This window comes from Deinococcus gobiensis I-0 (genome assembly GCF_000252445.1).
Classification (GTDB): Bacteria; Deinococcota; Deinococci; order Deinococcales; family Deinococcaceae; genus Deinococcus; species Deinococcus gobiensis.
Window position 1 is genome coordinate 1,918,991 of the sequence record NC_017790.1, and the last position, 14,930, is coordinate 1,933,920.

Genomic DNA, 14,930 nt, shown 5'->3' on the forward strand with positions numbered 1-14,930 from the left:
GGCGAAATGCCTAGCGTGCCCTGGGGGCGGCGCGCAGGTCGGGGGCGCGCCGCCGCCCGGTCAGGGAGGCAGAGCATGCAGCACCGGCAGCACCGCGTGGAGTACCGGATCGAGATGCGTTCTGTGGCGGCCGACTCCCCAGCGCTGGGGGCCGGGGCAGTCCTGCTGGGCGAGGGAGCGCCCGACACCGCCGAAGTCGTGGCCTGCCTGACCGGGGGCCGGGACCGCGTGAATTTCAGGCTCGTGTGCCGCCTGGACGCGCGGGGCCACGCGCAGCTCGGTGGCCGGGCCTGGGCCGGGACGGACGGCCGCGCTCCCGAGGGCGCGCCGGCCTTCCGTCTCACGCTGGCCCCGGGCGAGGAGCGGCCCTGCACGCTGCCGGTGGCCGGTGGCCGGGCCGAGGTGCGGCTGCGCGCGGCCCACACGGTACTGGGCGACCCGGGCGACCTGGGCGCGGAGCCGCCCACCCTGCCGCCCCGGCCGATGCCCGGGGCGGCAGGGGCAGGCGCAGCCATCCGCGACAGATACGAGGCGTGGGGCGGCCCCGCCGGACCCCTGGGCCTGCCCCTGACCGGCGTGCGGCCCACCCCGGACGGCCAGGGCCGCTGCGCCCATTTCGGGGGCGGCTCGGTGTACTGGCACCCGGCCACGGGAGCGGCGGCGCTGCTCGCCCCCTTGCGGGACGCCTGGGCGGCGACGGGGGGCGAGCGCGGCCCACTGGGCTACCCCACCGCCGACGAGCGCGTCGCCGGAGCGCCGCCCGCCCTGCGTTTCGCTCCCTTTCAGAACGGGGTGCTGCCCATAGACGCTACCGGCGCGCCGCTTGCCCCGGCCCTCGCCCGCCTGGAGGCCGGGGCGGTGTGCGCGGCGCTGGGGCGGGCCCTGGGTCGCCAGTGGCCGAACACACGCGAACTGGGCACGGCCGCCCTCGTGGGGGTATCGGCCACCCGTCTCGGCGCGCGTGGCGGCCGGGTTCTCACGTTCCGGCTGGGAAGCGGCGACGCCACTGGACCGACCGTCGCCCGGTCCAGCGGTCCTGGGGCCGACCTGCCGCTGCTGTTCGACGCCGCGCCGTCGCCCGACACCCCCGGCCACACGCGGCTGCGCGCACGGCTGTACGGCGCGGCGCTGTTCCATACGGGCGGCCCGGACCCCCACCGGGCGGCCGGGCGGCTGCGCCTGCGGGTCATGGAACTGTTCGGCCAGCCGGCGACCCTGTTCGAGGTGCCCGGAAGCGCCGGATTCCTGGGCCTGACGGTCCTGCCCGACGGCGCGCTCTCGCTGGCCTTCCGGCCGGACGTGCTGGGCCGCCTCGGCGCGCAGGCGGCCCAGGGACAGCTCGACGACCTGCGCTTCTGACCGGGCGGGCTGCGGCGCGATGCGCTAGATTCGGCCGCATGACCCTATACAGCGAGGTCAGCGCCTTTACCCGCACGCCGGGCCACGGCAACCGGGCGGGCGTGGTGCTGGACGCCGCCGGCCTCTCGGAAGGCGAGATGCAGCGCCTGGCCGCCTTTCTCGACGCCCCCGAGACGGTCTTCGTGACCCGGATGGAAGGGGGGCTGGTGCGGGTGCGGTACTTCACGCCCACGCAGGAGGTCGCCTTCTGCGGGCACGCGACCGTGGCGCTGGGACTGCTGCTCGCGCAGGAAGGCCACTGGGCGGGCGAGGCCCTGGCCCTGGAGACCCTGATGGGTCGGGTGCCGCTGCGCCTGATCAGCGAGGCGGGCGTACCCCGGCAGGTCTGGATGGAGCAGCCGCGCCACGAGACCCGGCCCGTGCCCCGCGAGCTGCGCGCCGAACTGGCCGCCGCGCTGGGCCTCGACGCCCGCATGGTCCACCGTGGGCTGCCGCTGGCCGCCGCGAGCACGGGGCTGTGGAGCGTGTTCGTGCCGCTGCTCGACAGCTTTCTGCTCGACGCCCTGGAGCCGGACCTGGAGGCCATCGCGCAGCTCAGCCGCCAGCTGGGGGTGGGCAGCGTGTACGCCTACGCGCCGCTGGGCGTCTCGCGCTTCGCGGCGCGCGACTTCGCCCCGGTCCTGGGCATCCCCGAGGACCCCGTGACCGGCAGTGCGGGCGGCGCGCTGCTGGGGCTGCTGGCCGCGCAGGGCCGCCTGCCGCTGCGGGGCGGCCGGGCCTGCGGCGTCATCTACCAGGGGCACGTCCTGGGCACCCCCGGCGAGGTGGAGGTCGAGGTCGAGATGCTCGGCGATCAGGTCGTGGCCGTACACGTGGGGGGTTGCGCCACGGTCGAGCGCCAGGGCACGTGGCCGCTCCGCTGAGGCGGCCTGGCCGCCTACCCTCTCCCGCCCTCAGGCCTTGACGCCGAACAGACTGCCCACCAGCGCGCTCAGGGCCATCGCGGCGGCCCCCCACAGGGTGACCCGCAGCGCCCCGACCGCCTTCGGGGCGCCGCCCGCATGCGCCGCCAGCGCGCCCAGCACGGTCAGGGCGAGCAGGGTGACGACCGTCACCCCCAGGCCCACCCGCGCCTGCGGCAGCAGGGTCGCCGCGATCACCGGCAAGACGCCCCCAGCCACGAAGGCGACGGCCGACGCCAGCGCCGCCTGGAAGGGCCGGGCACGCAGCTCCTCGGTGATGCCCAGTTCCTCGCGGGCGTGGGTGCCCAGGGCGTCCCGGGCACTGAGCTGCCGGGCGACCTGAAGGGCCAGTTCGGGCGTCAGCCCCCGCGCCACATAGATGTCCACGAGTTCCTGCAACTCCAGTTCGGGCTGGTCCCTCAACTCCTGGGCCTCGCGGGCGAGGTCGGCCTTCTCGGTGTCGGCCTGCGACTGGACCGAGACGTATTCGCCCGCCGCCATTGACGTGGCCCCGGCGACCAGGGCCGCGACCCCGGCCAGCAGGACGGTGCCCGAGGTCACGCCGCTGGCGGCGGCCACCCCCACCACGACGCTGGACACCGATACCACCCCGTCGTTGGCCCCCAGCACCGCCGCCCGGAGCCAGCCCACCCGCGACGTGTTGTGCTCCTCCTTATGGCTCTGGGTCATGGGTGGTCCCGTCCTTTCCGCGACCGGCGGCCGGGGGCCTCCAGGCCTGCCCGGGCGTCCTGCCGGTCCGGAAATCCACCCTACCACCGACCCTCACACCGCCGGCCGCCGGATGAAGGCATAGGGCGTCCCGGCACGGCGGGGCCACGTTCTCTCTAGACTGCCCCCATGTTGGGACTCATTTGCGTAGATGTGGACGGAACGCTGGTCGGCACCGGCAACGTGGTGCGGGACGACGTGTGGGCGGCGCTGGCGGACGCCCGCGCCAGGGGCGTGCGGATCGCCCTGTGCAGCGGGCGCCCGGCCATCGGCAACGCGCTGGACTACGCGCGGCGACTGGACGCCGACGGCTGGCACGTCTTTCAGAACGGGGCGAGCGTGGTCAATGCCCAGACCGGCAAGAGCCTCTCGGAGGCCTTTCCCGAGGACGTGCTGCCCCGGCTGATCGAACATGCCCACGCCACCGACCGCCTGCTGGAAATCTACACCGACACCGAATTCGCGATCACCAAGCCCGGCGACTACGCCGAGCGCCACGCCGCGCTGCTGGGCGTGCCCTACACGCCGCGCCCGCCCGAGTCGCTGGAGGGCACGCGGGTCCGGGTGCAGTGGGTCGTGCCGCGCGCGCAGGAGGCCGAGGTGGTGGGCGAACCGCACGAGGGCCTGGACCTGCATCCCTCGGGCAGCCCGGTCATGCAGGACGTGATGTTCATCAGCGCGACCCGCGCCGGGGTGAGCAAGGGCAGCGCCGTGACCCGCATCGCCGGGCAGTACGGCATTCCGCTGGAGCGCGTGATGATGGTGGGCGACGGCGAGAACGACGTGTCGGCCATGCGCGTGGTCGGGCACCCGGTGGCGATGGGCAACGGCGAGCCGCCCGCCCTGGCCGCCGCCCGCTACACGGTCGCCCACGTGGACGACGGCGGCCTGCGCGAAGCCGTCGAACTGGCGATGCGGCTCTGAGGCGCGGCATGGCGCCGGACCTCGCGGGACAGCTCGAAACCTACGTGCAGCTCGGGGCGCGTTTCATCTCGCACGCGGCCGAGCTGGCGGCGGCCCTGATCATCGCGGCGGCGGTGGCCGAGGCGCTGTGGAGGGCGCTGCTGGTCTTCGCGCGCCGCGACCGCGCCGACGACGAGCGCAAGGAAAACCTGCGCCTGGGCCTCGGCCGCTGGCTGGCCGTGTCGCTGGAATTCCTGCTCGCGGCCGACATCCTGCTCACGGCCATCGCGCCTTCGTGGGACGACATCGGCAAGCTGGGGGCCATCGCCCTGATCCGCACCGCCCTGAACTACTTCCTGCAAAAGGAGACCGAGGCGCAGGCCGGCAGGTTGGACAAGGCGCAGGGCACGGGCCGGGCAGGCTGAGGCCCGCGCCTAGTCGCCCAGCGCCGTGTTCACCGCATTCACGATGCGCTCGCCGTAGGCCGCGATGCGCTTCTCGCCCAGACCCGGCACGCCGCGCAGCGCCCCCAGCGTGCGCGGCTGCGCCTGGGCCAGGGCCTCCAGCGCCGAATTCGGGTACACCACGTAGGCGCTGTGCCCGCTCTCGCGCGACAGCTCGCGCCGCAGCTCGCGCAGGGCCTCGGCCACCTGCGGCGCGGCATCGGGGTTGGGGGGCGGCCCGGCCTCGGCGGCCAGCAGCGGCGAGGCGGCGAGCGGACTGCCCCGCAGCCGGTCCAGAATCGCCGTGTTCTTCGCGCGCGCCCTGCTCGGCGGGGGTGGCACGGGCAGGGGGGCGGGCCGCCGCGCCGTCCGACGCGTGGTCGCGCACGACCTGCAAGACCTCGTCGCCGTAGTCGGCCAGCTTGCGCGTGCCCACGCCGCTCACCGTGCCCAGCGCGGCGTGACTGCCCGGCCGCAGCTCGGCGATGCCCTTGAGGGTCGCGTCGCTGAAGATCACGTAAGGGGGCACCGCCAGGGTGCGCGCCCGCTCCAGCCGCCAGGCCCGCAGCGCCCCGAACAAGGGCGCGTCCGCGGGGGCCACCGGGGCCGACCCTGACCCGCCGCGCCCGGCGCGCTCACGCACGCGGGTCGCCGGTTGCAGGGCGTCCTCGCGCAGCAGCAGCGCCTGTTCGCCCCGCAGCAGGGCGCGCGCCTTGCCGGTCGCCGAGAGGCCGTGGTGCTCGCCCGCCGTCAGGTAGCCCAGGCTCACGAGCTGGCGCAGGACCCCGCGCCAGACCTTTTCGCCGTGCGCCTGCCCCACCCCGAAGGTCGGCAGCGTCTGGTGACCCTGGGCCAGCACCTTTTCGGTGGCATTGCCCAGCAGGACGTCGGTCAGGTGGGCGGCGCCGTAGCGGTTGCCGGTGCGGATGGCCGCCGACAGGGCCATCTGGGCCTCGCGGGTCATGTCGCGCACCTGCGGGGGGTTCAGACACACGTCGCAGTTGCCGCAGGGCCGGGGCAGCGTCTCGCCGAAGTAGGCGAGCAGCACCTGACGGCGGCAGGTCGCGGCCTCGCAGTAGGTCAGCAGGGCGTCCAGTTTGCCCGCCTCGACCCGCTTGACCTCCTCGGGCGCGTCGCTCTGCGAGAGCATCCGGCGCACGTTCACCACGTCGGCCAGGCCGTAGACCATCCAGGCGGTGCTCGGCAGGCCGTCGCGCCCGGCGCGGCCCGTCTCCTGGTAATAGCCCTCCATGCTCTTGGGCAGGTCGAGGTGCGCCACGAAACGCACGTTGGGCTTGTCGATCCCCATGCCGAAGGCCACCGTGGCGACCACGATCAGCCCCTCCTCGTTCAGGAAGCGCTCCTGGGCCGAGTTGCGCTCGCGCGGCGAGAGGCCCGCGTGGTAGGCCACCGCGTCCACGCCCTGCGCCTGGAGCCACTTCGCCGTCTCCTCGACCGACTTGCGCGACAGGCAGTAGATGATGCCCGCATCACCCGCATGCTCGGCGCGGATGAAGTCCAGAAGCTGCGTCTTGGGCCCCTCCTTGTTCGCCACCCGGTACTGGATGTTGGGCCGGTCGAACGAGGAGACGAACTGCGGCGCGGCCTCCAGCGCCAGCACCCGCAGGATGTCGGCGCGCGTGCGGTCGTCGGCGGTGGCGGTCAGGGCGAGGCGCGGAATGTGGGGGTAACGCTCGGGCAGCACCGACAGCCCCTGGTACTCGGGCCGGAAGTCGTGGCCCCACTGCGACACGCAGTGCGCCTCGTCCACGGCGAACAGCGCCACCGGGGCGCGTCCGAGCAGGTCCAGCGTGCGCGGCAGCAGCAGCCGTTCGGGGGCCACGTACAGCAGGTCGAGTTCGCCGGCCAGCAGCGCCGCCTCGACCTCGCGCGCCCCCTCGGGACTGAGGGTCGAGTTCAGGAAGGCGGCCCGCACGCCGAGCTGGCGCAGGGTGTCCACCTGATCCTTCATCAGGGCGATGAGCGGCGAGACGACCACGCCCACGCCGTCACGCAGCAGGCTGGGCAGCTGGTAGCACAGGCTTTTGCCGCCGCCGGTCGGCATGAGGACCAGGGCGTCGCCGCCCCCCGCCACCTGCTCGACGATCTCGCCCTGCACGCCCCGGAACTCGCCGTAGCCCCACACCGACTGGAGAACGTCGAGGGCGCGGCGGGTCAGCGGGCCAGGGGCAACAGTCATCGCTCCAGCATAGCGCCTTTCTGCCCTGGACGTAATACAGGCGCGTCCCTCTTCCTCGCCCCCGGCCACCGCCCGGCGTGGAGGCAGGCTGCCGCAGGTCTTCCGCTTCGCCTTCAGGCCCCCCGATGGACCATTCCAGGCCTGAACAGGGGATTTTTCACACTCCTGCATAACTATGAGCGTTGTCTTGACAGTGGTTAAGCCGCCGCATAGGCTGAGCGTATCGCCCACTTTTTCGCTGCTGCCACGCCCGAGCTCCGCGCCCCAGTCGGCGGCGGAGACGTCCCTGCGCGTGCCAGTTCCTCCGGAGGACCCATGAAGAAACTGCTGCTGACGACCGCCCTGCTTGCCGCGCTGCCCAGCGCTTCCGCCGCCGGAACCCTGGTGTTCGGGAACAACGGCGAACCCGTGAGCCTGGAATCGGGCAACATCACCGACGGCATTTCGATTCTCGTGCAGCGCCAGATCTACGACACGCTGGTGGACTTCAAGGACGGCACGACCGATCTCATGCCCGGTCTGGCGACCTCCTGGAGCTCGAACGCCAACGCCACGAGCTGGACTTTCAAGCTGCGCTCCGGCGTCAAGTTCCATGACGGTACCCCCCTGAACGCCGACGCGGTGGTCTTCAACCTGTCGCGCTGGTGGGACAAGGCGCATCCCTACGGCTTCCGCAACCAGGGCCGCACCTACGAGATCGTGGGCGACCTGCTGGGCGGCTTCAAGGGCGACCCGACGGCCGTCATCAAGAACATCGTCAAGGTCAACGACACGACCGTGCGTGTGGACCTGAACAAGTCCAGCAGCGTGTTCCCCAACGTGATCGCCGCCGGATACTTCGGCATCGCCTCGCCCACCGCCATCAAGAAGGACGGCGCCAAGTACGGCACGCCCGCCAGCACCCCGGTCGGCACCGGCCCCTTCATCTTCCAGAGCTGGCGCACGGGTGACCGCGTGACCCTCAAGGCGAACGCGGCGTACTGGGGCGCCAAGCCCAAGGTGGACACGGTCGTCATCCGCTCGATCAAGGACGCCTCGCAGCGCCTGAACGAACTGAAGGCGGGCACCATCGACTTCGCCAACGACCTGACCCCCGACAGCCTGAAGTCGGTGCAGGGCGACAAGAACCTCGTGGCCGTCAAGCGCCCGAGCTTCAACGTGGGCTTCCTGAGCCTGAACAACCGCAACCAGTACCTGAAGAACAGCCAGGTCCGTCAGGCCATCAGCATGGCGATCAACAAGAAGGCCATCGTCAACGCCTTCTGGAACGGCCTGGGCACCAGCAACGCCAGCTTCCTGCCCCCGGTGCTGGCCTGGGCCAACAGCGGCAAGGTGCCGGCCGACTACAAGTACGACCCCGCCGCCGCCAAGAAGATGCTGGCCGCCGCCGGCTACCCCAACGGCTTCTCGGTGGACCTGTGGTACATGCCGGTCAGCCGCCCGTACTTCCCCAACCCCAAGCCCATCGCCGAGGCCATCGCGGCCGACCTCTCGGCCATCGGCGTGAAGGTCAACCTCAAGACCGAGGACTGGGCCAAGTACCTCGAAGACCGCAACAAGACCCCCGGCTTCGACATGTACATGATCGGCTGGACCGGCGACTACGGTGACCCGGACAACTTCTACGGCGCGTACTACGGCCCCAACGGGTCGAGCGACATCGGCTGGAACTCGATCACGGTGCAGAACCTCCTGGAGCAGGGCCGCGCCGCGACCACCCAGGCCGCCAAGGCCAAGGCCTACTCGCAGCTGCACGAGTTCACCTACAATGCGGCCTACCGCCTGCCGATGGTCCACAGCCAGCCGCTGGCCGCCGCGCGCACCTACGTCAAGGGCTGGGTGCCCAGCCCCCTGGGCAGCGAAGCCTTCAACACCATCAGCCTCGTCGGGAAATAAGGCGGGCACGGGGCTACCCGCAGGACCGGGGTGGCCCCAGCGTTTGCGGGGTGGGCCGGAGTGTCGGCCCACCCCCTTTTTCTTTGGCCCGTTTCTTTGACCCGGTACAGCCGGGCCGCCGCTTCCCATCCGGCAGGCTGGCCCGTTTTGTACCTTGAATCACGATGACTCGTCTTTTTCCGTTTCGAGGAGGCCCCCGTTGGGCAGTTACCTGATTCGCCGCATTCTGCGCACCGTGCTGGTCATGCTGGGCATCAGCCTGGTCGTGTTCGTGTTCGTGCGCTCGATTCCCGGCGACCCGGCCGTCGCCCTGCTGGGCGAACGCGCCACCCCCGAGTCGGCCGCCGCCCTGCGGGAGCAGCTCGGGCTGAACAAGCCCTGGTTCTTCAATCCGCAGAACCCGCTGGACGCGCAGTACCCCAAGTACATCGCCGCGCTGGTGCAGGGTGACCTGGGCCAGGGCATCCAGAGCAACATCCCCGTGGTCAACGAGCTGAAGGTGCGCTTTCCGGCCACCGCCGAGCTGAGCCTGTGGGCCATGCTGTTCGCGCTGGTCGTGGGCATGCCTGCCGGGATTCTGGCGGCGCTGCGGCGCAACAGCATATGGGACAACCTCGCCACCACCATCAGCCTGGTGGGCGTGAGCATGCCGGTGTTCTGGCTGGGCCTGCTGCTCTCGTACTTCTTCGCGGTCAAACTCGGCTGGCTGCCGCCCTCGGCGCGGCTGGGCAACGAGACCGACCTGCAACCGCTCACGGGGCTGTATGTCCTCGACGGCCTGCTGCGCGGCCAGCCCGCCGCCTCGTGGGACGCCGTCCGGCACCTGATCCTGCCCGCCATCGCGCTGGGCAGCATTCCGCTGGCGATCGTCGCGCGCATCACGCGCAGCAGCCTGCTCGACGTGCTGGGGCAGGACTATGTGCGCACCGCCCGCGCCAAGGGCCTGGCGGGCAACCGCGTGGTCATCAAGCACGCGCTGCGCAACGCCCTGTTGCCGGTCGTGACCGTCATCGGCCTTCAGGCAGGCGCGCTGCTCGGCGGGGCCGTCCTGACCGAGACCATCTTCTCGTGGCCGGGGCTGGGCTCGTGGATCTACGACGCCATCAGCCTGCGCGACTACCCCATCATCCAGGGGGGCGTGATCTTCGCGGCCCTGATCGTCAGTGTGGTCAACCTGCTGGTGGACCTGAGCTACGCGACCCTCGACCCCCGGATCCAGTACAGGTGACGCCATGACCACCACTTCCGCACCCACCAAGCCCGCCAGGAAGGGCCAGAGCATGTTCTGGCGGCGCTTCCGGCGCAGCACGCCCGGCAAGATCGGCGCCGTGATCGTGGCCCTGTTCGTGCTGCTGGCGATCTTCGCGCCGGTCATCCGGCCCTACGACCCCACCACCGACCGCAACTACGCCCTGAACCTCAAACCGCCCAGCCTCACGGCGCTGTGGGACAGCGCGGCGGCCGAGACCTACACCGACCCTGCGACCGGGCAACGCAACCTGCTGGCCGCGCCCTTCGGCACCGACAACCTGGGCCGCGACATCTATACCCGCGTGCTGCACGGCACCCGCATCAGCCTCAAGGTCGGCGTGGTCAGCACCATCCTCGCGCTGGTCATCGGGACGCTGCTGGGCGTCCTGGCGGGCTACTTCGGCGGCTGGCTCGACACGGTGCTGGGCTACTTCAGCGACGTGATGCTCGCCTTCCCCAGCATCCTGCTCGCCATCGGCTTCGCGAGCATCTTTTCGAGCGACAATCCGCCGCTGTTCATCCGGGGCCTCAACGACCTCTTCGCACTGGGCAGCCCGCAGCTGGTGACGGCCATGCTCGCCGTGTCGCTGGTGCAGGTGCCGGTCTACATGCGACTGGCGCGCAGCGTGGTCCTCAGCACCCGCGAGCGCGAGTACGTGCAGGCGGCGGGCGCGCTGGGCGCTTCGCAGGGCCGCATGATCTTCCGGCACGTGCTGCCCAACAGCCTTTCGCCCCTGATCGTGCAGGGTGCCCTGAGCATCGCCACCGCCACCATCGAGGTCGCGGCGCTGGGCTTCCTGGGCATCGGCGCGCAGCCTCCCCTGCCCGAGTGGGGCACCATGATCTCGGACTCGCGCCAGTACTACATCGACGCGCCCTGGACCATGATCTTCCCCGGCCTCGCCATCTTCCTGACGGTGCTGGGCTTCAACCTGCTGGGGGACGGCCTGCGGGACGTGCTGGACCCCCGCAGCACCCAGTAGAGCCCATAACCGGAGGGCCGACCCAGACCATGGGTCGGCCCTCCGGTTATGGGCCTTCCTACAGCCCCAGGGTTCTTCTTCTCCGCAGCGCCCCCACCAGGCCGAGCACCAGCAGGGCGGCGGCCAGGGCCGTCCCCACCCCCACCGCCCACACGTCCGGGCGGGCGGCATAGACGCCGTACAGCGCCCACAGCAGCACCAGCGCGAAGGCCACGTCGCGGAAACGGGCCAGGAACACCGTGCCCAGCAACCCGGCGATCACGGCCAGCAGCGCGCTCCACAGTGGCCCGTTCAGGCCCAGCGCACCCGAACCGAGGCCCTGCGACACCAGAAAGGCGGTCACGTTCGCCATCGTCGCCACGCAGATCCAGGCGAGATACAGACTCACCGGCACCTGAAGGGCGGCGTACTCGGCCCCCAGGGGCTCAAGGCTGCGTACCCGCAGGTACAGCGTGACCAGACTGGCGAGCAGCCCCAGCATGACCAGCACGCTCAGGCCCAGGCTGAGGCTCTGGAAGGCCAGCAGCCACGCCACGTTCAGCAGGTTGCTCAGCAGATAGGGCCAGAACAGGCGGTCGAAACGGGGCGAGCGCTGCGCCGGCAAGGCCTGGTACACGGCGAAGACCAGCAGCCCCAGAAAGATGACGCCCCACACCGCGAAGGTCAGGCCCGCCGGGGTGAACGCATTCGGCAGACTGTCGCTGATCTGCGCGTTCGTGCGCCCGAACAGCGGCAGGGCGTTGCTGAGATAGTTCATCACCAGCGTCAGAAGCGTCACGAGGACGAGGGTCACCTGCCGCGCAGCTCCGGTCATACGGTCAGCTTAAGAAGTGGAACACAGACCGGCGGCCCGGCTCAAGAAAAACTCAAGCCGGGCCGGGCGGGGATGACCGGATCAGCGGCTGGCGATCCGCACGCGCTTTTCAAGCTGGTCGGTGAACAGGGTCAGGACCGTGGTCAGGGCGAGGTACACGCAGGCCGCGACCGCCAGCGCCGGAATCGGCTGGAAGGTGCTGGAGCGGACCTGATCGGCGATACGGGTCAGCTCGGTCACGGCGATGGTGGCCGCCAGCGACGAGTCCTTGAGCAGCGCCACGATGTTGTTCACCAGGGCAGGCAGGCTCAGGCGCAGGGCCTGGGGCAGCACGACCGTCAACATGGTCTGCGCGCCGCTCAGGCCCAGCGAGCGCGCCGCCTCGGTCTGGCCGCGCGGCACCGCCAGCACGCCGCCGCGCACGACCTCGGCGTTGTAGGCCGCCACGTTCAGCGACAGCGCGAACACGGCCGCCACGAACACCGACCCCACCTCCAGAAAGGGCCAGGAATCGGCCCAGGTCAGCAGGCTGCCGAAGGGCGGAAACAGCACCGGCAGGGCGTAGTTGGCGAAGAGGAGCTGCACGTACAGCGGTGTGCCGCGCACCACCCACACGATGAAGCTGGCGGGCGCGGCCAGGACACGGTTGCTGCTCATCTTCCACAGGCCCAGCGCGATGCCCACGACCAGCCCGATGACCCCGCTGACGAGCGTGAGGTACAGCGTGGTGCGCGCGCCCGAGACGAAGAGGGCCGCGTTCTGGCTGATGGCCTCGGGCCACAGCGGCAGCCGCAGCGCCAGCGTGATCAGCCAGAAGAGGGCGAGGAAGGCGGCGATAGCCCCCACCACCCACAGCAGCAGGTGGCCGCCCTGGGGCCGGGCGCGGCCAGGAGGCGCGGCCGTCACCGGCCACCCAGAGCGGCGAACTGCGCGTCGTTGTTCGGGAACATTGCGTGAATCATGCCACATTCCGGGCGTGTCAGGCACGGGAATGGACAGACAGACGCGCACGGGACGCCCCCGGCCTGGAGGCGTCCCGTGCGCGCGGAGGGCTCAGCGCCCCCGCAGGCCAGGGTTTATTTGCAGCGGATGTCCTGACCGAAGTACTTGTTGCTGATCTTGGCGTAGGTCCCGTTGTTTTCGGCCTTCGCCAGCGCGGCGTTGAGTTCCTTGGTCAGGCTGGTGTTGCCCTTCTTGACCGCCATGGCGATCTGCTCCTTGAACAGCAGGTCGCCCTGCTGCAGGCCCTTCTGCGCCTTGATGAGGTCCAGGCCCGTGAACTTGTCGCCCACCCAGGCGGCGGCGCGGCCCGTCATCAGCGCGGTCTGGGCGTCGGTGTCCTTGGGGTACACCAGGGTCTTGACGCCCGCGAGCTTCTGCACGTTGGTCAGGTAGGTGGTGCCCACCTGCACGGCCACGATCTTGCCCTTCAGGTCGGCCGCCGTCTTGGGGCCGCCGACCTTGCTCACGACCGCGCCGCCGGTGCAGTAGTGGGGGTTGGTGAAATCCACGGCTTTGAGGCGCTCGGGCGTGATGCCGTGCGAGGCGATCACGAAGTCGTAGCGGTTCTGCTGGAGGCCGATGAGCAGGCCGTCGAAGGGAGCCGTGACCCACTCGACCTTCAGGCCGAGCTGCGCGGCCAGCGCGTTGGCGAGGTCCACCTCGAAGCCCGAGAGCACCTTGCCCGTCAGGACGTTGAAGGGAGGAAAGGCGCCTTCGGTCCCGATCTTGATGGTGCCGGCCTTCTTGATCTCGTCCCAGGTGCGGGCCTGGGCGGTGCTGGCGAGCAGGGCCAGGGCAGTCAGCGCGAACAGTGCTTTTTTCATGGGTCTCCTTGAGCGTGGGTCGGCCCGCAGGCCGGAAAGATGAAGCTGCGCTCAAGTCTAGCGGCTCGGAGGTGTGAATAAAAATAAGCGGGGGGCGGCCCCCGCCGGAGGCCGCCCCGCACCGCCCGCCGCCGGGTTTAGCGCTCGGTCTTGGCGACGATGACGCGCTCGCCCTCGGCGACCGGCATGCCGCCCGTGCCCACACCGCCCAGGCCCAGGCCCTGGGGCGCGCGGGCCTGCGCCTGGCCGCTGCTCATCCCGGGGTATTCGTAACCCAGACCCAGCGTGTCGGCCTGGCCGCGCGTGCCGGTCGGGGTGCCCCGGTCGATCGCCATCTCGGTGGCGGTGTCGTAGGCGTGCAGGCGGGTCTGGTCCACGAGCAGCTGGATGTCGTCGCCCGGCTGCACGAGGGCCTGGCCCTCGACCTTCACGGTCATGTTCTGGCCCGCCACCTCGATAATGAGGTCGGTCTGCGCGCCCAGCGGCTCGACGACCACGACCTTGCCGTGCAGCACGTTGGTGCCCTGCGGCAGGTCGGACATGCCCACCACGCCGACGTGCTCGGGGCGGATGCCCATCTGCACGTCCTTGCCCTCGTAGGCCTTGAGGCTCTGGGCGAGGCGGCCCATGGGGGCCACGCGGCTCTGGCCGATGACGAACTCGCCGTTCTGGACCTTGCCCGACAGGAAGTTCATCGAGGGGCTGCCGATGAAGCCGGCCACGAACTTGTTCTGCGGGAAGTCGTAGAGGTTCATGGGCGTGTCCACCTGCATGATCACGCCGTCACGCATGACCACGATGCGGTTGCCCAGCGTCATGGCTTCCACCTGGTCGTGGGTCACGTAGACGATGGTGGCGCCCAGGCGGCGGTGCAGCTGGCTGATCTGCGAGCGCATCTCGACGCGCAGCTTGGCGTCGAGGTTCGAGAGCGGCTCGTCCATCAGGAAGACCTTCGGCTCGCGCACGATGGCGCGGCCCATCGCCACGCGCTGGCGCTGGCCGCCCGAGAGTTCCTTGGGCTTGCGGCCCAGCAGGTGCTCGATCTGGAGGATCTTGGCGGCGTCGCGCACGCGCTTGTCGATCTCTTCCTTGGGCGTCTTGCGCAGCTTCAGGCCGAAGGCCATGTTCTCGTAGACGTTCATGTGCGGGTACAGCGCGTAGTTCTGGAACACCATCGCGATGTCGCGGTCCTTGGGCGGCACGTCGTTCACGACGCGGTCACCGATCTTCAGGATGCCGTCGCTGATGTCTTCCAGGCCCGCGATCATGCGCAGGGTGGTGGACTTGCCGCAGCCCGACGGCCCGACGAACACCATGAACTCGCGGTCCGCGATGTGGAGGTTGAAGTCCTTCACCGCGTGGTGCTTCGTGCCGTAACGCTTGTTGATATGCTCCAGGATCACTTCTGCCATGACAGATACGCCTACCTTTCGCCCCTGCTCTTGTCCGTGAAAGGGCTCCCGACGGAACGGAAGCGGCTCGGACAACCGGGGTTCGAGAACGAGAAACCCGTGATTTACGCTGACGCCATGCTGACGGGGCGAAGTTTACCACGTGTGGGCGC

Annotated in this window: 13 protein-coding genes and 1 pseudogene; 7 read left to right on the forward strand and 7 right to left on the reverse strand. The window is 70.5% G+C overall.

Annotated elements, in window-relative coordinates:
* Nucleotides 1-75 precede the first annotated feature (75 nt).
* Nucleotides 76-1,359: an LGFP repeat-containing protein gene (locus tag DGO_RS24235; protein ID WP_014685189.1), complete on the forward strand. Its 1,284-nt coding sequence runs from the start codon at nt 76-78 to the stop codon at nt 1,357-1,359.
* A gap of 38 nt (nt 1,360-1,397) precedes the next feature.
* Nucleotides 1,398-2,282 carry a PhzF family phenazine biosynthesis isomerase gene (locus DGO_RS09015; RefSeq protein WP_014685190.1) on the forward strand — a complete coding sequence of 295 codons (885 nt, stop codon included), beginning with the start codon at nt 1,398-1,400 and terminating at the stop codon, nt 2,280-2,282.
* Between the two features lie 30 nt (nt 2,283-2,312).
* Here DGO_RS09015 and DGO_RS09020 read toward each other — a convergent pair whose 3' ends face one another.
* Entirely contained in the window at nt 2,313-3,011 is a 699-nt protein-coding gene (locus DGO_RS09020) for a VIT1/CCC1 transporter family protein (protein ID WP_014685191.1), read from the reverse strand.
* Between the two features lie 168 nt (nt 3,012-3,179).
* Between DGO_RS09020 and DGO_RS09025 the strand changes: the two genes are divergently transcribed.
* Together DGO_RS09025 and DGO_RS21635 are read left to right on the forward strand one after the other, a co-directional pair.
* Entirely contained in the window at nt 3,180-3,974 is a 795-nt protein-coding gene (locus tag DGO_RS09025; protein ID WP_014685192.1) for a Cof-type HAD-IIB family hydrolase, read from the forward strand.
* 8 nt (nt 3,975-3,982) lie between these two features.
* Nucleotides 3,983-4,378, forward strand: a complete 396-nt coding sequence (locus tag DGO_RS21635) for a DUF1622 domain-containing protein (RefSeq protein WP_043801804.1) — start codon at nt 3,983-3,985, stop codon at nt 4,376-4,378.
* 9 nt (nt 4,379-4,387) lie between these two features.
* Here the strand turns inward: DGO_RS21635 and DGO_RS24805 are convergent, their stop codons facing one another.
* Nucleotides 4,388-4,738, reverse strand: coding sequence for an HRDC domain-containing protein (locus tag DGO_RS24805; RefSeq protein ID WP_226991500.1), 351 nt, complete (start codon nt 4,736-4,738; stop codon nt 4,388-4,390).
* Nucleotides 4,739-4,835: 97 nt separating this feature from the next.
* Nucleotides 4,836-6,767: pseudogene (gene recQ, locus DGO_RS09035) on the reverse strand (DNA helicase RecQ); the annotation flags it as partial.
* A 144-nt stretch (nt 6,768-6,911) separates the two neighbouring features.
* Between recQ and DGO_RS09040 the strand changes: the two are divergent.
* From DGO_RS09040 to DGO_RS09050, 3 genes are all read left to right on the forward strand, one after another.
* Nucleotides 6,912-8,492: an ABC transporter substrate-binding protein gene (locus DGO_RS09040; RefSeq protein ID WP_043801807.1), complete on the forward strand. Its 1,581-nt coding sequence runs from the start codon at nt 6,912-6,914 to the stop codon at nt 8,490-8,492.
* 199 nt (nt 8,493-8,691) lie between these two features.
* Nucleotides 8,692-9,720 (forward strand): ABC transporter permease, encoded by a 1,029-nt coding sequence (locus tag DGO_RS09045; protein WP_014685196.1) that lies wholly within the window; start codon nt 8,692-8,694, stop codon nt 9,718-9,720.
* Nucleotides 9,721-9,724: 4 nt separating this feature from the next.
* Nucleotides 9,725-10,726, forward strand: a complete 1,002-nt coding sequence (locus DGO_RS09050) for an ABC transporter permease (protein WP_014685197.1) — start codon at nt 9,725-9,727, stop codon at nt 10,724-10,726.
* Between the two features lie 58 nt (nt 10,727-10,784).
* Here the strand turns inward: DGO_RS09050 and DGO_RS09055 are convergent, their stop codons facing one another.
* The 4 genes from DGO_RS09055 to DGO_RS09070 form a co-directional block, all read right to left on the reverse strand.
* Nucleotides 10,785-11,540 (reverse strand): tryptophan-rich sensory protein, encoded by a 756-nt coding sequence (locus DGO_RS09055; protein WP_014685198.1) that lies wholly within the window; start codon nt 11,538-11,540, stop codon nt 10,785-10,787.
* A gap of 81 nt (nt 11,541-11,621) precedes the next feature.
* Complete coding sequence (locus DGO_RS09060) at nt 11,622-12,446, reverse strand: amino acid ABC transporter permease (protein ID WP_226991330.1); 825 nt, start codon at nt 12,444-12,446, stop codon at nt 11,622-11,624.
* A 170-nt stretch (nt 12,447-12,616) separates the two neighbouring features.
* Nucleotides 12,617-13,366, reverse strand: coding sequence for an ABC transporter substrate-binding protein (locus DGO_RS09065; protein WP_014685200.1), 750 nt, complete (start codon nt 13,364-13,366; stop codon nt 12,617-12,619).
* Between the two features lie 137 nt (nt 13,367-13,503).
* Entirely contained in the window at nt 13,504-14,778 is a 1,275-nt protein-coding gene (locus DGO_RS09070; protein ID WP_014685201.1) for an ABC transporter ATP-binding protein, read from the reverse strand.
* Nucleotides 14,779-14,930: the final 152 nt, after the last annotated feature.